Origin of the sequence: Hymenobacter metallilatus (assembly GCF_003944705.1) — a bacterium.
GTDB classification, from domain to species: Bacteria; Bacteroidota; Bacteroidia; order Cytophagales; family Hymenobacteraceae; genus Hymenobacter; species Hymenobacter metallilatus.
In genome coordinates, this window is record NZ_RWIS01000010.1 from 1 (window position 1) to 15,806 (window position 15,806).

The 15,806-nt window shown below is 57.9% G+C and carries 17 protein-coding genes and 1 pseudogene; 14 read left to right on the forward strand and 4 right to left on the reverse strand.

Going from position 1 to position 15,806, the window contains the following annotated elements; translation table 11 throughout:
* Nucleotides 1-410: 410 nt before the first annotated feature.
* From EI290_RS14615 to EI290_RS14640, 6 genes and pseudogenes are all read left to right on the forward strand, one after another.
* The gene (locus EI290_RS14615) at nt 411-839 is read left to right on the forward strand and encodes a hypothetical protein (protein WP_125431886.1); all 429 of its coding nucleotides are present in this window, start codon (nt 411-413) and stop codon (nt 837-839) included.
* A 214-nt stretch (nt 840-1,053) separates the two neighbouring features.
* Nucleotides 1,054-1,671, forward strand: a complete 618-nt coding sequence (locus tag EI290_RS14620) for a hypothetical protein (protein ID WP_125431889.1) — start codon at nt 1,054-1,056, stop codon at nt 1,669-1,671.
* A gap of 93 nt (nt 1,672-1,764) precedes the next feature.
* Nucleotides 1,765-2,343 carry a YdeI/OmpD-associated family protein gene (locus EI290_RS14625; protein ID WP_125431892.1) on the forward strand — a complete coding sequence of 193 codons (579 nt, stop codon included), beginning with the start codon at nt 1,765-1,767 and terminating at the stop codon, nt 2,341-2,343.
* A gap of 1 nt (nt 2,344) precedes the next feature.
* Nucleotides 2,345-2,770, forward strand: a pseudogene (gene arr, locus EI290_RS14630) (NAD(+)--rifampin ADP-ribosyltransferase).
* Between the two features lie 79 nt (nt 2,771-2,849).
* Nucleotides 2,850-3,824 carry a hypothetical protein gene (locus tag EI290_RS14635; protein WP_125431895.1) on the forward strand — a complete coding sequence of 325 codons (975 nt, stop codon included), beginning with the start codon at nt 2,850-2,852 and terminating at the stop codon, nt 3,822-3,824.
* Between the two features lie 13 nt (nt 3,825-3,837).
* Nucleotides 3,838-4,344 carry a YdeI/OmpD-associated family protein gene (locus EI290_RS14640; protein WP_125431898.1) on the forward strand — a complete coding sequence of 169 codons (507 nt, stop codon included), beginning with the start codon at nt 3,838-3,840 and terminating at the stop codon, nt 4,342-4,344.
* A gap of 40 nt (nt 4,345-4,384) precedes the next feature.
* On the opposite strand, the gene EI290_RS14645 is transcribed toward EI290_RS14640, so the two are convergent.
* Nucleotides 4,385-5,077: an SGNH/GDSL hydrolase family protein gene (locus EI290_RS14645; protein WP_185817009.1), complete on the reverse strand. Its 693-nt coding sequence runs from the start codon at nt 5,075-5,077 to the stop codon at nt 4,385-4,387.
* A 314-nt stretch (nt 5,078-5,391) separates the two neighbouring features.
* Between EI290_RS14645 and EI290_RS14650 the strand changes: the two genes are divergently transcribed.
* From EI290_RS14650 to EI290_RS14660, 3 genes are all read left to right on the forward strand, one after another.
* Nucleotides 5,392-6,879 carry an alpha/beta hydrolase family protein gene (locus tag EI290_RS14650; protein ID WP_125431905.1) on the forward strand — a complete coding sequence of 496 codons (1,488 nt, stop codon included), beginning with the start codon at nt 5,392-5,394 and terminating at the stop codon, nt 6,877-6,879.
* Between the two features lie 108 nt (nt 6,880-6,987).
* Nucleotides 6,988-7,587, forward strand: a complete 600-nt coding sequence (locus EI290_RS14655) for a hypothetical protein (protein ID WP_125431908.1) — start codon at nt 6,988-6,990, stop codon at nt 7,585-7,587.
* Nucleotides 7,588-7,674: 87 nt separating this feature from the next.
* Nucleotides 7,675-8,430 carry a copper resistance protein NlpE N-terminal domain-containing protein gene (locus EI290_RS14660; RefSeq protein WP_125431910.1) on the forward strand — a complete coding sequence of 252 codons (756 nt, stop codon included), beginning with the start codon at nt 7,675-7,677 and terminating at the stop codon, nt 8,428-8,430.
* A gap of 155 nt (nt 8,431-8,585) precedes the next feature.
* On the opposite strand, the gene EI290_RS14665 is transcribed toward EI290_RS14660, so the two are convergent.
* Nucleotides 8,586-9,878 (reverse strand): MFS transporter, encoded by a 1,293-nt coding sequence (locus EI290_RS14665; protein ID WP_125431913.1) that lies wholly within the window; start codon nt 9,876-9,878, stop codon nt 8,586-8,588.
* Nucleotides 9,879-10,095: 217 nt separating this feature from the next.
* Between EI290_RS14665 and EI290_RS14670 the strand changes: the two genes are divergently transcribed.
* The 5 genes from EI290_RS14670 to nth all read left to right on the forward strand — a co-directional run bounded on the left by EI290_RS14670 (nt 10,096) and on the right by nth (nt 13,258).
* Entirely contained in the window at nt 10,096-10,512 is a 417-nt protein-coding gene (locus EI290_RS14670) for a hypothetical protein (RefSeq protein ID WP_125431916.1), read from the forward strand.
* A gap of 48 nt (nt 10,513-10,560) precedes the next feature.
* Complete coding sequence (locus EI290_RS14675; RefSeq protein WP_125431919.1) at nt 10,561-11,136, forward strand: DUF6799 domain-containing protein; 576 nt, start codon at nt 10,561-10,563, stop codon at nt 11,134-11,136.
* A 320-nt stretch (nt 11,137-11,456) separates the two neighbouring features.
* Complete coding sequence (locus EI290_RS14680) at nt 11,457-12,092, forward strand: RNA polymerase sigma factor (RefSeq protein WP_125431922.1); 636 nt, start codon at nt 11,457-11,459, stop codon at nt 12,090-12,092.
* A complete protein-coding gene (locus EI290_RS14685; RefSeq protein WP_125431925.1) occupies nt 12,031-12,261 on the forward strand; it encodes a hypothetical protein in 231 nt (76 codons plus the stop codon). Before EI290_RS14680 ends, EI290_RS14685 begins: the two co-directional genes overlap by 62 nt.
* Before the next feature lie 295 nt (nt 12,262-12,556).
* Complete coding sequence (gene nth / locus EI290_RS14690) at nt 12,557-13,258, forward strand: endonuclease III (protein ID WP_125431928.1); 702 nt, start codon at nt 12,557-12,559, stop codon at nt 13,256-13,258.
* Between the two features lie 59 nt (nt 13,259-13,317).
* Here the strand turns inward: nth and EI290_RS14695 are convergent, their stop codons facing one another.
* Nucleotides 13,318-14,517: a glycosyltransferase family 4 protein gene (locus EI290_RS14695; RefSeq protein WP_125431932.1), complete on the reverse strand. Its 1,200-nt coding sequence runs from the start codon at nt 14,515-14,517 to the stop codon at nt 13,318-13,320.
* A 187-nt stretch (nt 14,518-14,704) separates the two neighbouring features.
* Nucleotides 14,705-15,730, reverse strand: coding sequence for a gliding motility lipoprotein GldB (gene gldB, locus EI290_RS14700; RefSeq protein ID WP_246008961.1), 1,026 nt, complete (start codon nt 15,728-15,730; stop codon nt 14,705-14,707).
* Nucleotides 15,731-15,806 lie beyond the last annotated feature (76 nt).

The window sequence follows — 15,806 nt, forward strand, 5'->3', positions numbered from 1 at the left end:
TGGTTAGCCTGCTTTCGCCGCGTGGTCGTTGATTACGAATTCACTCCCGCTAGCCATGTTGCTTGGCTATTACTAGCTAACATCACTATGTCGCTCAATCGGGTCTGAATTCCCAAACACGCTCTAAGTAGCTACACACAGCAAAGCTGCTTGAACGTGATTCATTGGCGTAGCCGAGTAAGTGCGACGAAATTATCCTCCGCAACCGCGCAATCTGGAGCAATCCGGATGGCGCGGTTGTCGTTTGGGGCGGGATGGTTTGGCCTCCGATATGGCCAGTACTATTTATGCTACACTCGTGCCAAACGAAAAGGTGCCGCATATCACGAACAGTAGCTCATACAACCAAACATCCTACACACAGTATGTCAATTGCTATAAACCCTTCACTGGCAATCTGACAAATACCGATGGACCTTACTGCCCCCGAGGATATTGATCTTCTTTTAGCAAAAGCCAAGAGTTCCGGAAAAACGGAAGACCTGTCCGCTTTATGGAAGGCGGCCCTCAGCTTGCCGCAATGGCACTTCATAACGCGGCAAACGGCCAACATCGAAGACCGGAAACCGTTTGTGGGAGTTATGGATGGAAAACCCTGGGTGTTTCTGTTTACGGATAGGCAACGAGCCCAGGAATACGCCAGAGCCATTCCTAACGGTGGGTTTGTGGATGAAAGTGGCAGCGTGCTGGTAATATCCACGGATACGCACAAAGCCCTTGACTACCTGCTGGCTCTTTCGGCGCAGGGCGTTTATGGCCTGCGGTTCAATGAGCTGAATGGCTGGTTTTCACCAATCCAGAATTTACCGGCTATTCTGCAGCATGTACAGAATGGCTGAAGCGTATTTAATAACAGTTTCGTGAACGGCAGCCTCCGCTCGTAGCGGAAACGGTGGTCCGTACTACCACTTCGCTGACCGATACCGATACACAGGCGCTATGGGCTACAGCACACGCTCCTTGCCTCATACAATTGCCACACCAGCTCCTGAAGCTATTTGTCAGCTGGCCTGACAATCTCTCCCTTGTGCTCTACTCACCCAACGCTGTGGTATGAAACGCCTTTTTCTTCTTCTGACTTTGTCGTACTCGCTTACTTCCTGTGAGCAACCTACCACGACGCGGGAAGAGCCGGCCGTAACAGAAAATCAGCCGGCCCCAGCGCAACTGGCAGCCAAAGTACAACAGCCGCCATTTGCCCGGGATACTTTTGCAGAAGAAGCGGCTTCCCTGGCCACCCGCCCTATCGAGCAAGCGGTGCTGGGTATCCGTAAGGAAGTGGCGCGTATCAACTCGCTCCCGTTGACAATTAGAAAGCGGAGGTTCGTGTGTGATGCTGAAAACACGATAACCTATTACACCGCCAACGGTACAGTTGTCAAGATTGTACTGGACTGGGGATTTGTTGGCGACGGCACCTCCAGGTATGAATATTACTACAAAGACGGTAAACTACTGTTCACCTACAAAGCCCACACCGGCGGGCCGGCTGGCTTGCCCGAAACCCGGCTAGAGGAAAGGACCTATGTTCAAAACGACAGGACGATACGTTACCTGAAAAATCAGCAGGTCAGCGCCTGCCCGGTTTGCCGGTTTGAGGCATCAGCCCGCGAATACAACGCCTTGAGCGCCTACACTGCCGACAACGTTGCCCCAGCGTTGTGCAAGTAGGCCCGAATGCCGTTGCGTTTTACTCTGCCTTGCTGCTATATTCCAGCTACCTACGACCGAATAGAACAGCTGTTTCCCTGATAACGCACTGCCATGAACCCCAAAGTCGACTTCTACTTCAATAAAGCCGAGAAATGGCAGCCGGAGCTTGCGCTGCTGCGAACTATAGCGCTGGAGTGTGGGCTGGTGGAGGAACTGAAATGGGGTGTGCCGTGCTACACGTTTCAGAACCGAAACGTGGCCCTGATTCATGCTTTCAAGGAATACTGCGCGCTGCTGTTCGTGAAGGGCGCGTTGCTGAGTGACCCTAGCGGCCTGCTAGTTCAGCAGACGGAAAACGTACAGGGTGCCCGGCAGGCCCGGTTCACCAACGCCCAACAAATCAGCGACCTGAAACCTACCCTGCAAGCGTATCTCTATGAGGCGATGGAGGTGGAAAGACTGGGGCTAAAAGTAGAGCCGAAAGCAACTGGGCCGCTGGTGTTTCCCGAGGAGTTTCAGCGCCAGCTAGAGGCCAACCTGGCGCTAAAAACAGCCTTTGCAGCCCTGACACCGGGCCGGCAGCGGGCCTACCACCTGCACTTCTCCGCCCCCAAACAAGCCAAAACCCGGGAGTCGCGCATAGAGAAATGCCTGCCCCAAATTTTCGAAGGTAAAGGCCTCCACGACTGATATGCGCCCCGCTACTCCCCTCCCCGACCTCACCGCCCAGCCGTTGTACCACGGCACCAAGGCCGATTTGCAGCCCAGTGACCTGATTACGCCCGGTTTTGCCTCCAACTACGGCCAACGCAAGCCGGCGGCCTTCGTGTACCTGAGCGCCACCCTGGAGGCCGCTACCTAGGGTGCCGAGCTGGCCCTGGGCACCGGTCGCGGCCGGATTTACCGAGTGGAGCCCACCGGCCCCATCGAGGACGACCCCAACCTGACGGACAAAAAGTTTCCGGGCAACCCCACCAAATCCTACCGTACGCGGCACCCATTGCGAGTGGTGGGCGAGGTGCAGGACTGGCAGGGCCACTTACCCGAGCAGCTCCAATCCATGCGGGAGAACCTGGAGCGACTGAAGCAGCAAGGCATTGAGGCTATTGAGGAGTAATAAAAATCAAAACGTCGGAGGGAACTGCAGAGACTCTCGCAATTCCGTAACATTGTATACTGCATTTTATTCAGGCACAATGACCATTTCCAGTCCATTAGCTTCGCTTTATTCCGTTCTACAAACTGTTCGCGCTAGTGCCCAAACCAACGCAACGCTACTACGCAAAAACGAAGCGGCTACCCGTGCCGCACTCATAGACCCCGTATTACGCGCCTTGGGATGGGATACAGCCAATGTGCGCATGGTAGAGCCGGAGCGCACAGTTGGTGCTAAACAGACGTTGGATTACGTATTGCATGGCGCAGCCGGTGAAATAGTTGCAGTAATCGAAGCAAAAAAGCTAGAAGAGAGTCTTGATAAGTTAGGGCATATTGGAGCTGCCATCGGTTACGGCTTTTCACTAAAGCCAAAACAGTTATTCATTACAGACGGGCTGCAATGGCATCTATATTCTCCTCAGCATTCCAGCTACCACCCTGCGGCTACTCTCAACATCAACGAAACGCCATTAGCTGAAGCCGCTCTACAATTGATTCAGTGGCTCGATGCTGCGCATAGTGGCTACGGAATTGGAAACCAGGCAGTATTAGTAGCTGAATCATCCAAAGTTGCTATAGATACAGTGTCAGCCAAAAAGTCAATAACTAAATCTGACAAGGTTACGAAGGACAGCCCAGACAAGTTTGTGGAGTTAACCCATGTGAACACGCTACAGCTAGACCCCACTCAAAAACCTCGACAGTTGCGGCTACCAGATGGCTCAGTAGTTCCATTGAAAACGTGGAAGGATATTTTAGAAAAATCGTGCGAATTTGTGCTGCAGCACAATCTGGCTATTCCACTTCCTTATCCTGATAAGGCTGGAAGAAAACGGTTTTTATTCACGGCTGATAAGCCACTGGTAGGCTCTAGTACTCCTATTAAGTATTTGCACAAATCTATCTTCATCTACACTCATTACAGCGCAACCGATTGTATTGCAAACGCACTGCATGCACTCAAACTAACGCCTGATTTTATGCAAAAAGTAGTTCCAAGCGTAGCTTTCTAGTTACATTTCCACCATGCCCCCCGAACTCCTTAACGCCGATGTGACGCTGGAACGCTTTCCGGGCAAGGGCGGGTGGACGTATGCGCCGCTGCCGGCCACGGTGAAGCTCCCGGGGGCCTATTTTGGTGCCGGAAAAGTAAGCGGGCAGATTGATGCGTACGTGCTGGAAAATGTTAGTCTGATGTCGATGGGGCAGGGCCGGCTGTTTCTGCCGGTGCGGGCCGAAATTCGCCACCGAATCGGTAAGCAGGCCGGCGACACTGTGCGGCTGGTATTGCACGGTGACCAGCCGGAAAAGCCATTGGCCCTGAACGTATCCGAAGCCGAGCTGCGCGACTGTCTGGCCGACGTGCCGGGGGCGCTGGCAGCTTTCGAGCAGCTTACCCCAGCCCAACGGCGGGTTTGGGTGCAATGGGTAGCAGCGGCCACTTTGGATGACCACAAAGTGCACCGGGTAGAAATGGCCTGTACCCTGCTAAGCCAGGGCATTTCTACCCCACCGGCAACCTATCGGGGCTGATGGTTAAGGGTATGAAACCCAGCCTGTGCCGGATACGCCGCTACTTTTTCAGGGCTTTACCCACCACCCGCGTCCAGATCCGGTAGCCAGCGGGCGTCATGTGCAGGCTGTCAGCTACGTAGAACTGCGGCTGCGGCCGGCCATTGGCACCCAACAAAGGCGTGGCAGTATCCACGTAGCGCAGGTACTTCGGGTGCTGCTGGATGTACTCCCGAATGAGGTGGTTGGCTTCCTGCACCTGTGGATAAAGCGCCCAGCGGGCAGGACTGGGCTTAATAGCCAGAAACACCAGCGGAACCTTGGGCAGCCGCTGCTGCATCAGCTGCTCAAACGCCCGGAACGACTGAAACACTTCCTGCGCTGTGGCCCCGGACCCGATGTCGTTGTCGCCCTCGTACAGCACTACCTGCCGGGGCTGGTGGGCCACCACCAGCGTATCAAAGTAATACAGCGCATCGGGGAAGCGGGAGCCACCAAAACCCCGGTTGAGCACTGCCCGGCCCGGAAAATCCTGGCGCAACGATTCCCATTTTCTGATAGAGGAGCTGCCGTAGAACAGGATGGGCTTGGTAGGCGGCGGGGTGAGGCTATCCTGGCGGGCAAAAGCCCGCAGCTCAGCTGCCCATTGGGTGGGGTGCACGGCGGAGGCCTGCGCGGCAGCTGTTTGGGTATAGCACCCCCAGCCAGCAGCTAAACAGAAACCGAGAAGCCAGCCAGAGCGAGTAGAAGGCATAGAGTAGAAATCAAGGCAGGGTAAGCACCAGCAAGCTAGCAGCCGGCTAATGAGGCAAAGTCGGGCTGTACTACTACAGGTTGCGCAGCTTATGCACCCACACCTATATAGTACTTGCTGCACATAGAGCATTGTGCATACGTATGAGCGGCGTCTGCCGACGACCCGGTGAAAGTTTTTTTGGCGTTTCTATCTTCTCCAACGTGTTCTGGATCTGGTTTCGTAACCTTCATTGGTAACTGTGCGTCAAGTTTGATATTTTCATACTCTTGTTGCCCTGGCGACAGTAAAATACCCCTCTTGTTTTTCATTTTATGAAGAAACTCTTACACGTATTTTTTCTGCTCGGGCTGTGTTTCTGGCTACCTGCCGCTCCGGTTACCGCCGCCGAACCTCCGGCTGCTCTGAACGGTCAGTGGAAAGGTCCGCTGAAGGTACCCGGCGGTCAGCTTACGCTTATCATCACGCTGGTTCCTCTCTCCAATGGCACCTACTACGCGGCCCTCGATGCGCCCCAGCAGCGCATCAGTCGTATGCCGGCTGAGGTGACCCTTAAGGGTACCGATATTACCATCAGCATTGAGCAGGCCGGCAGCAAGTTTGTGGGTAAAGTGAAGGATGGAGGCACAACGTTTCAGGGCACCTGGACGCAGCCGGGCCTGTCGGCCCCGCTCACCCTCACCCGCCTGAAGGCCGCCGCCGCCCCCGTTGCCGCCAGTAAGCCCCGTCTTACCCCGCCCTACCGGGAAGAGGAAGTAAAGTTTGTGAATACTGCCGCCGACCTGGCCCTGGCCGGCACGCTCACCATTCCGGCGGGCCCGGGCCCTTTCCCGGCTGTAGTGCTGCTCTCCGATAATGGCCCCCAGAACCGCGACGTGGAGCAGCAGGACTACCGCATGTTTGGAGCCCTGGCCGACCACCTTACCCGCCGCGGCATTGCCGTTCTGCGCTTCGACGACCGGGGCGTGGGCCGGTCGCAGGGCAACCATTTTGTAACTACTACCGCCGATTTGGTGGGCGACGCCCAGGCTGCCATGGTGTACCTGCGGGCCAAGCCCCTTATCGACCAGCGCTACATTGGGTTGGTAGGCCACGGTGAGGGTGCCAACGTAGCCCTGCTGGCCGCCGCCGAGCAGCAGCCCGCCACACCTGCCTTCGTGGTGTCGCTGTCGGGCTACGGCGTGCCGGGGCGCGACGTAATTATGCGGCAGCAAATGGAGATTATGCGCCTGATTGGCTCGAATCCGGCGCAGGTAAAGGCCGCGCTGGAACTGCACAAGGAAATGGTGGAAATCATCCGTCAGACGCCCAACGATAACCAGGCCCGGGGCAAAGTGGCGGCCACGCTGCGCTTCAACAACGTGGACCTGGACCCCCACATGGCCCGGGCCCGGGCCATTCAGCTCACCTCGCCCTGGTCGCGCTACTTCCTCGATTTCGACCCCACCCGCAGCCTGGCCAGCGTGAAATGTCCGGTGCTGCTGCTGGGTGGCTCCAACGATTTGCAGGTAGATTCTCACCAGAATATGGCCCCGCTGAAGAGTGGCCTGAAAAGCGCCAAAGTAAAATCAGCTCGGATTGCCGGTGCCAACCATTGGTATCAGCCCGAAATGAAAGACTGGCCGCTGGTGAACGGGGAGCAGCAGCCGGTATTTTCTCCCAAAGCGCTGGATATGATGCGCGAATGGATTTTCGAGAATACGGAGCGCCCCCAACCAGGCCCCTCGGCCACCGACAAATCGGCAACGAGTACGCCTAAAGCCGGTAAGAAAACAATTAAGAGCGCGCAGGCCAGCCGCTGATCAGACTATAGATTGCCAACCAATGCAACGCGCCGGACCTGTTCCGGCGCGTTGCATTTACTCCTGCCCGTGGGAACCCCCACCCGATCAGAAGCATTAGCTCTTTCCATGCACCCGCTTCGCGCCGATTTACATGACCTGCTGGCCTTCGATATGTTGAGCCGCCATACCCTCGATATCCTGCGCCATAAGCACAGTGCGAGTGAGGGGGAGTTGTTTTCGGCCCTGATGCAGGTATTGCGCGAGCAACGCACCGCCGCACCGGAGCTGCCCCGCGCTACCGGCCAGCTCCGGTGCGGCCCGGAAGAGCATATCTGTCGCCATTGCGGGGAGGTGTTTCCGAAACGGGATGCCATGAAGCACCTGTGGCAGGCGCACGACCTGGTGGTGCGCCATGCCCCTGAGGCGCATTACACCTCCGATGTGCGGCTGGCGGACCTGTACCGGCAGGCCCGCGCCACCGATACCGACCCCCAACCCTTGCTGGCCGCCTGGGAGGCCACTCAACACTTGGGGCAGCGGTACACCCCGGTGCGGGCCGCGGTGCAGCGGCGGTACCTGGTGCGGCGGCGCGGCTATACTATGCTGGTGGTAGGTACTACGCTCAACGGCCAGTACCAGCGCCACGACCTCAACCAGGACAACCGCCGCCAGGGGTTTGCCCGGTGCCTGCGCGGCACGTTTATTCTGGTGCCGATGCGGGCCTGAGTTGCGCCAGTACCGGGCTGGGCTAATGTATCCAACCGGAGCTGCTTGCGTAGCAGGAAGTATTCACCCCGTTTACTCTGCTCCGCTATGCCTCGTTTATTTCCTGCCGCTTCCGTACTGTTCCTGCTTGCCGCCTGCCAGGGCCGGGAGCAGCCTTACGGCACCGGCTCCCAGAACAATGCCCCCGATAAAGACGCCGGGGCGGCCACCTTGCCCCTGGCCGGCGTATACGCCGACACCGTACCTTGCAACGACTGTCAGGGCATTGCCACCCGTCTTACCCTCAAGCCTGACAGCCTCTACGAGCTGCAGGAGGTGTACATCGGCCGGCCCCGGCCCGAAAACTACCGCCGGGGCCCCTGGCGCGTACGGGGGCAGGTAGTTACGCTGGAACCCAGCGGCAACGACCCGGTACGACGGTATCAGGTAGAGCCTAACCAGGAGCTGCGTCTGCTGGATGCGGATGGCAAACCCATGCAAACGGCCGGCCGGGATTATACGCTGCAGCACCTGGCCGCCACCGACCTGAACGCCCCTGGCACTACCCGCGAGTTCACCGGCCGCTACACCTATCTGGCCGATGCGGCGGTATTCGTAGAATGCGGCTCCGACAGGCGGTATGCCATTGCCTCAACCGGCCTGAACGCCCAACTGCAACGCCAGTACGGCACCACCCGCCAGGAGGCCGGCAAACCGGTATTTCTGCGGGTGGCGGCTACCGTTGCCAGTCAGCCCCGTACGGAAGGCACGGGTACGGAAGCAACCTTGCAGGTAGCCAAAATTCTGGAAATGAAACCCGACCCCATCTGCCCTCAGGACCAGAAGCAGGCCTTTCAGAAGTGAGTTGGCCGATAAAAACAGCGGGGCCGCTGCGTACTACTGCGCAGCGGCCCCGCTGTTTTTATCCTTGTGCACCGTGCGCAACTGGCTGCCGGCTCAGGACGAAATTCTGCGGGCAGTGAAACCAAATGATAGTTGACGGTCGGCCAGCCCGCGCGTTAGGCGTTAGGCTTTTCAGGGGTCATATCCAGGCGGCGGAGCTTATCGGCGCTCAGCGCCGTAATGCCCACTACTATCAGGGTCATAATGCCCCCAAAAACCACCGAGGTGGCGGTACCCAGCCATTTGGCCACGGCCCCCGATTCAAACGCCCCGATTTCGTTGCTGGAGCCGATGAAGATGTTGTTCACGGCCGATACCCGGCCCTTCATGTGCTCCGGGGTGAAGGTGTGCAGCAACGTGGAGCGCACAATCACCGACACGGAATCAAACATTCCCGTCAGAAACAGAAGCCCCATTGAAAGCCAGAAGTTGCGCGACAGGGCAAACCCAATAGTGGCCAGTCCGAACCCCGCCACGGCCCACAGCAGCTTGCGGCCGGCATGGCGGCGCAACGGAAAATACGTGAGCAACACGGCCATCAGCACTGACCCCAGCGCCGGCGCCGACTCCAGGTGGCCCAGGCCGGTGGAACCTACTTTCAGAATGCTTTCGGCAAACACCGGCAGCATGGCCACGGCTCCCCCAAACAGCACAGCAAACAGATCCAGCGACAAAGCCGCCAGCACCAGCTGGTTTCCGAAGATGAATTTCAGTCCTGTGCCAATACTCTCCCGGAAATCGGGGGCTGCTCCTTCCCGCGCCGGTAGCGGATGTGAGGCCAGACTTCCGAACAGCGTCCAGGCCACTAGTAGCAAGCTGGTGGCTACGGCGTAAGCCCCGCCCACGCCGAGCGGGGCAATCAGGTAGCCGCCAATTACGGGGCCTATCACCGAGGAGCCCTGCCAGGTAGTACTGTTCCAGGTAATGGCATTGGCCAGCTTATCCCGGTCGGGCAGCAGCTGGGGCATGTAGGAAAACAGGGCCGGCCCCAGAAAGCCCCGGGCAATACCACTCACAAAGATTACCGCGTAAATGGGCAGCGTGCCCAGGTGCTCCGCGGCCAGCAGCCTCCCCCCGGCCGCCGACGACAGCCCCGCCAAAGCCCCGGCACACAGCACCAGCAGCGCCACCGATACCAGAATAATATTCTTGCGCTTGATGGAATCGGCTACGTGCCCCGCGTACAACGACACCGCAATGCTGGGTATGGCCTCCGTCAGGCCAATCAGGCCCAGCTTCCACGGGTCGCCGGTGAGCTTAAACAGCTGCCAGCTTACTACCAGCCCCTGAATACGGGTGGCCACGACAAAGCTGGCCCGGGCCGCAATAAACCGGCGAAAATCCGGAACGCGCAGGGCCGCGTACGGGTCGTGGCGAGGAGAGTCGGGAGCAGGAAGGGAAGCTGACATAGGAAGCGGCCGGAAAGCAACGGCCCGGTAAAGGTAGGGGCCGCTGCTGGCCCGCTAAGCTCAGCCAGTATACTTTTATCGGGTGGCCCGCGCTTCCTTTTTTCGCGGGCAAGCCATTTCAGGCCCGATACCGTATGGGTAATTCAAGGCGCTGCGGGCCTGCCTATCCGCGCACAGCCCGTTGTGTTATTTGTCTGGTTTCCTGCGGCTAGCTACTATGCCTTCTACTTCTGCCCTCACCGATCTGCTGACGTTGCAGCACCGCCCCGAACTGGGCGTAACGGAGGTGCGCTGGCTACGGCCGGCGGCCGCCCAGGAGCTACAGCAGAGCTACACGCTGGTTCTGACATCGGCCCGCAACCGGCGCTACTGGCTGCTGGATTTGCGGCAGCGGGGCCCCGCCAGCGAGGATGACACCCATTGGGTACTCACGCAGTTTGTGCCGCAGCTGGCCGCCCGGGCCCATGGCCGGGTATACCTGGCATTTCTGGTGGCCGCCAGCCAGCTCAGCCCCGAGGAGCAGGAAAGCGGCTCCCCCATGGTCCTCACCGACCAGGCCCACGTGCGACTGTTTGCCAACGACGCGCCCGCTTTGCGCTGGCTGGCCGGCCGCCAGCACCACGAAAGCAGCTGATGCTTTTTACCGCTACTCAACTCACGCCTCACTCCACCGCCTCCCTATATGTCAGTTCCTACATCTGCTTTCCGCTACCTGCTTTTGGCAGGGTTCCTTACCACTGCTGCCCTTACCGCGCAGGCCCAGCAAACGGCTCCGGGCACCACAGCTGCTCAATTGAAAGACGGAGCATTCCGGCGCAATGGCAAGGTTTTCCGGCTACAGGCCGGGCAGACTACGCCACTTTCTGCGCCGCTGCGCTTTACCAACGGCCTTACCCTACGCCCCGACGGCATTATGGTGAGCAAGAACGGTACCCGCCAGCTGCTGGAAAACGGCAAGGCCGTGAACATGCAAGGCGACGTGGTGATCTACCGCGACGACATGATGACGCCCGAGGCTATTGCCCGCCATGATGAGCAGGCTACTGGTTCGGCCGGTACTACTACCGTTGCTATTCCGGTGGCCACCAACCTGGCGGCCATTGCTACGCAACTCCAGAACACGGCCCAGCGCCTCGACCAGCTCCGCCAGCTGAGCCAGCTGCTGGACCAGCGGGCCACGGCCGCCGCTGCAGGCAGCACCCCGGCGCCGGAGCTGGAAACCCGCATTCAGCAGCTAAGCCAGCAACTGCAACCGTAGCGCACGGTTCTTGCTGCGGCTAGCCCCCGGCTGCTGACTGTCAATTTATAATCAACGAATCAGCCTCCGGGGGCTTATAGCAATACCGTAGCCAGACAGGTGGTACGGCAATGCAGTATTGCATATGCAGAATGCCTAATAATCAGTTTTTCGATTGATCAAAAAAATTTTGTCATTTCCGCTAATCACCCGTTGCGTTTCGGTTGGCGGTTCTCTACATTTGATTTCTTCAGAATCTTCATTCTTCCTTCACGCAAGTATCCACCGGCAACCGCACTCTATGGCCTAAAGCTCTACGTCCCCTTTTTTTCGTAGTGTTTATGGAAACCATGCAGCCGAGCGACTCCGCTCTCATTTCGCGCTATATTGCCGGCCAGGAAGATGCCTTTGCTCAGTTGCTTGAGCGGCACAAGGCCCGTGTATTTACGACTATTATGCTCATTGTCCGCGACGAAGACGTGGCGGAAGATTTGCTGCAGGATACTTTTATCAAGGCCGTGCATACCATGAAGAGTGGCCGGTATAATGAAGAAGGAAAATTTTCGTCTTGGATCTGCCGAATTGCGCATAACTTGGCTATTGACTGCTTCCGGCGCGAAAAACGGAGTCCTTTATTGAACCTCGACACAACAAGTCATGCGTTCAATTCGTTGTCGTTGGCAGAGGAAGGAGCCGAGGCTGCGCTTACCCGGGAAGAAACCCACGCGCGGCTTCGGGAACTGATTCAGGAGCTGCCCGCGGCGCAGAAAGAAGTCCTGATCATGCGCCATTACGGCGACATGAGTTTTCAGGAAATTGCCGATGCAACGGGGGTCAGCATTAATACCGCGCTGGGGCGTATGCGCTATGCGCTGATCAACCTGCGGAAAAAAATGGCCGCACAACCCGTTTTCTATGATCAAAACCTTTACCCACGAGACGCTGCTCCGGTACGTGTACAACGAATTGCCAGCTAACGAGCAGCAGGCCATCGAACAAGCCCTCCAGCATGATGCGGAACTAGCGGCTTCCTGCGCCGATTTGCTGCTGGCCCAGCAGGCCCTGAACGGCTTGCGCCGTACTCCCAGCCAGCGCACCACCGATTCTATCCTGCAGTATTCCCGCACCTTTCTGCGAAAGGAATAATCTGCCCGGTCCGGCCCCAACAACCCGCGCCGCAAGGGTACCGCTTGGTACCTTTGCGGCACGTTGCGTTGGTACCCTACCGGCTTTCCCGGTGTAGCGCGGGCTTTAGCCCGTAGCTGGTTGCCTCCGCGCCGATAACCAAACATACACTAGCAACCGCTCCGGTGTAAAGCCCCGAAGCTGTTTAGAAAGTCAACAGAAGGTCCTGCTGAGCTTTGCTTACTTCCTAAACAAGTTCCGCGCTACGGGCCTGATGCACCGTTTGCCACACCACTTCTTTACTTAGCTGCCCCTCATGCGCAAGCCCGAGCGTTTCCGTCACTTCCTCGAGTATTTTACCACGCACTTCCCGGAGCCGGAAACGGAGCTGCATTACTCCAACCCGTACGAGCTGATTGTGGCAGTAGTGCTGAGCGCCCAGTGTACCGATAAGCGCGTGAACCAGGTAATGCCAGCCCTATTGCAACAATTTCCGACGCCCGAGCATCTGGCCGCTGCCGCCGCGGAGGATATTTTTCCGTTCATCCGCAGCGTTTCCTATCCCAACAACAAGGCCAAGCACCTGGCCGGACTGGGGCAGCTGTTGGTCCAGGATTTTGGGGGCGAGGTGCCCAGCACTATTGAAGAGCTACAGCGCCTGCCGGGCGTAGGGCGCAAGACGGCCAACGTGGTCGTATCCGTCATCTACAACCAGCCGGCTATGGCCGTGGATACGCATGTGTTCCGGGTGTCGCACCGGTTGGGGCTGGTTGCCAAAACGGCCACCACCCCGCTGGCGGTAGAAAAGGAGTTGGTACGATATATTCCGCAGAATCTGATTCCTAAAGCCCACCACTGGCTGATTTTGCACGGCCGGTATATCTGTTTGGCTCGCTCCCCCAAATGCGCCATCTGCCCCCTATCCAGCTGGTGTAAGTATTACGCCGAAGTGGCGAGCAAAACTCTTAATGCAACAACAGAAAACCCTCCTAAACGTCGTAAGTCCATTAATTCGTAACCAATCAGCACAACTTAGTATATAAGTAGTTCTAGAAAGCCCATAAGTTCCTTCTGGGGTCAGCTGGCTGCATCTTCTAGTATCCGCAGCATCACCTGCCCAATTTGTTGCCGGTCGAACTCCCGCTGCGCTATCTGGCGGCCGTGCATCCCGGCCAGGCTCAACTGCTCTGATGCGCTACATAGCTGCGCAAGAAGCTCTGCCAGCGCAGTGGCGTTGTCGGCGGGCGAATACCAGCCGCAGCGGTACTGCTCCACGAAGCGCTTGGTCCAGCCAGGATTAGTGACGATGACCGGCGTACCCACAGCCAGGCTGTCGTAAAATTTAGCGGGCGAGTTGGCATCCAGCACTGGCAGGCCCAGAAACGGGGCCACCGATACCTCGGCCAGCCGGAACCATGTAAATACAGCATGGCGCGGCTGGGGCGGCACCACCCGGATAAAGGGGTACCGGGCGGCAGCGGCGGCCAGGTCGGGGGCGTGAAAACCGTGGCCCATAAACAGCCACACCGCCCGGGGGCACTGCGGAGCCAGCTGAATGGCCGCCTCCAGCAGCAACGGAATATTATTGGCCCGCCCGAAAGTACCGGCATATAAAATCACCTGATGGCCTTCCAACTGCCAAGTACGGCGCAACGCGGCTACTGCTTCATCCGTGGCCGCCGCGGCCAGATCCAGGTCGGTGCCATTCAGGACGGTGGTTATCTTCTCCGCCGGAATACCCAGGTCCCGTACGTAGGCCGTCATATCAGGCGAAAGAGGCAAAATGTGCCGGGCTGATTGATACAGGCTCTTTTCCAGCGCAAACAGGCCCCTTTGGGCCAGACGGCTGGGCACTGCTCCCATGGCAATTGGGAAAGCCGGCCATAAATCCTGCACTTCAAATACCCAAGGCACCCGGCGCCAGCGCGCCACCTGAGCGGCCGCCCATGCCGCCGTGAGCGGCGTGCTGATGCCCCAGATAACGTCCGGCTTGGCTATGCGCAGCCCTTCCCGCAGGGCGTAGGCCGCGTAGCGCCCAAACGATACTCCCCGGCGGAGTACGCCCATCCGGTTGTCGTAGGGCACGGCGGCGGTGCGCATCTCCACGCCCTCCGGCAGCCACGGAAACTCCCGCGTCAGGCGCTGCGCCTCCCAGGTAGTAGTAGTGATGAGCGTAACCCGGTGCACACGGGCCATCTGCGCCAGCAGAGAGTAGTGCCGACTGGTGGCCGGACAGTCGGGGTTGGTGTGATACTGGCTGAAGACGGCAATGTGCATTCAGGTAATTACGAGTTGAGCATCAGGAGTTCAAAATTGAACCTGTTTAAAAAGTCGACCAAGGACAAGACGGATGAAGCAAGGGTGCAGCGTACTGCGCCCGTACTGCCCTGGCGTCATCTTTTAAACAAACTCATTACCGCATGGCGCCGCTCCGCGCTGGGTAGTCGTTCTTGCTTCTCGAGCTTTAATTTACCCGACCCTGGTTTACCTTAGGCCGGTAGCGCGAGTCGTTGAGGATGCGCTGGGCATTTTTCTCGGCCATCAGCTGCTTGAGGGTTACGTTCGGGTGCTCGGTCATGTACTTGCGCACAATCTGCCAGCCCACCCAAGCCCCTACCCTACCCGGGCAGGTTTTATCGATTTCCGGAATGTTAGGCCGCTCCCCAATGTACTTCTGGATGGTAAAGGCCGCGGTGTTGTAGAGCAGACTCTTCTCAATGAAGTGCGCCCATATTTTGCCCTCATTAAAATGCACCCCGGCCATTTCCTTGTCAGTGTAGCCGATGAGCAATGAATCGGGCGTACAAGGCAGCATTTTCTCCGCAAAATAGAGTGACTTGCCATACTGCACCATTTCGCCCAGCATGGTTTGGTTGGTAAGCTGCTTCTGGTTGTATTTGCTGCTGATGGCCAGCGCCACCGTGGGCACCAAGTGCTCCTTGGTGTAGCGGCGCAGAATGTAGCCTGGCACGTTGGGCCGGTAGGCTGCTGTAGGGCCTACAAAGTAATCCGTGCCGAGTACCAGCAGGCTGTCATTCACAAACAAATCCTGGCTCAGGCCGCTCACAAAGGTCTTGACGGGGGGCACCCGGAAATCCGGAAAATAATAGCGAATATGCTGAAACATGGGCTTCAGCTGCTTTTCCAGGCCCGCGGCCGTAAACGACGTATCGGCCTGATTGCCTAATTTTTGCAGGCCGGGGTTGGTGGCCAGGCGCGTAATGGTAGCGCCCAACACTCCCGCCGGATACTGCCCGCTCTGCAGGAACTGCCGGGCAAACAGCTTGTGCTCCTGCAGGAACCGGTTGGCGTCGGCCGGCGACTTTATTTGAAAAAATGGTTTCTCTAACCGCTCAATCGACACTGGTGCATCTATTCTGGCTACTTCCGGATTCAGCTCACAGCTTTCCTGACCGGGACTACAGGCCCCAAAAATGGCGGCGGAGGCCAGGAATACGGCCAGGGTACGCAAACGGGTAGGAATGTGCATCACGCTTCTATCTTTAAGGCGAAATTAGCCAAAACCAAACGGCTCACCGCCCTAGCTTCGTGTTTCTCTCCTCCAG

Bases quoted from the DNA above. Each gene is read 5' to 3' on its own strand.
- EI290_RS14615 (WP_125431886.1), top strand. From the start codon at position 411: ATGGACCTTACTGCCCCCGAGGATATTGATCTTCTTTTAGCAAAAGCC.
- EI290_RS14620 (WP_125431889.1), top strand. From the start codon at position 1,054: ATGAAACGCCTTTTTCTTCTTCTGACTTTGTCGTACTCGCTTACTTCC.
- EI290_RS14625 (WP_125431892.1), top strand. From the start codon at position 1,765: ATGAACCCCAAAGTCGACTTCTACTTCAATAAAGCCGAGAAATGGCAG.
- EI290_RS14635 (WP_125431895.1), top strand. From the start codon at position 2,850: ATGACCATTTCCAGTCCATTAGCTTCGCTTTATTCCGTTCTACAAACT.
- EI290_RS14640 (WP_125431898.1), top strand. From the start codon at position 3,838: ATGCCCCCCGAACTCCTTAACGCCGATGTGACGCTGGAACGCTTTCCG.
- EI290_RS14645 (WP_185817009.1), bottom strand. From the start codon at position 5,077: ATGCCTTCTACTCGCTCTGGCTGGCTTCTCGGTTTCTGTTTAGCTGCT.
- EI290_RS14650 (WP_125431905.1), top strand. From the start codon at position 5,392: ATGAAGAAACTCTTACACGTATTTTTTCTGCTCGGGCTGTGTTTCTGG.
- EI290_RS14655 (WP_125431908.1), top strand. From the start codon at position 6,988: ATGCACCCGCTTCGCGCCGATTTACATGACCTGCTGGCCTTCGATATG.
- EI290_RS14660 (WP_125431910.1), top strand. From the start codon at position 7,675: ATGCCTCGTTTATTTCCTGCCGCTTCCGTACTGTTCCTGCTTGCCGCC.
- EI290_RS14665 (WP_125431913.1), bottom strand. From the start codon at position 9,878: ATGTCAGCTTCCCTTCCTGCTCCCGACTCTCCTCGCCACGACCCGTAC.
- EI290_RS14670 (WP_125431916.1), top strand. From the start codon at position 10,096: ATGCCTTCTACTTCTGCCCTCACCGATCTGCTGACGTTGCAGCACCGC.
- EI290_RS14675 (WP_125431919.1), top strand. From the start codon at position 10,561: ATGTCAGTTCCTACATCTGCTTTCCGCTACCTGCTTTTGGCAGGGTTC.
- EI290_RS14680 (WP_125431922.1), top strand. From the start codon at position 11,457: ATGGAAACCATGCAGCCGAGCGACTCCGCTCTCATTTCGCGCTATATT.
- EI290_RS14685 (WP_125431925.1), top strand. From the start codon at position 12,031: ATGATCAAAACCTTTACCCACGAGACGCTGCTCCGGTACGTGTACAAC.
- nth (WP_125431928.1), top strand. From the start codon at position 12,557: ATGCGCAAGCCCGAGCGTTTCCGTCACTTCCTCGAGTATTTTACCACG.
- EI290_RS14695 (WP_125431932.1), bottom strand. From the start codon at position 14,517: ATGCACATTGCCGTCTTCAGCCAGTATCACACCAACCCCGACTGTCCG.
- gldB (WP_246008961.1), bottom strand. From the start codon at position 15,730: ATGCACATTCCTACCCGTTTGCGTACCCTGGCCGTATTCCTGGCCTCC.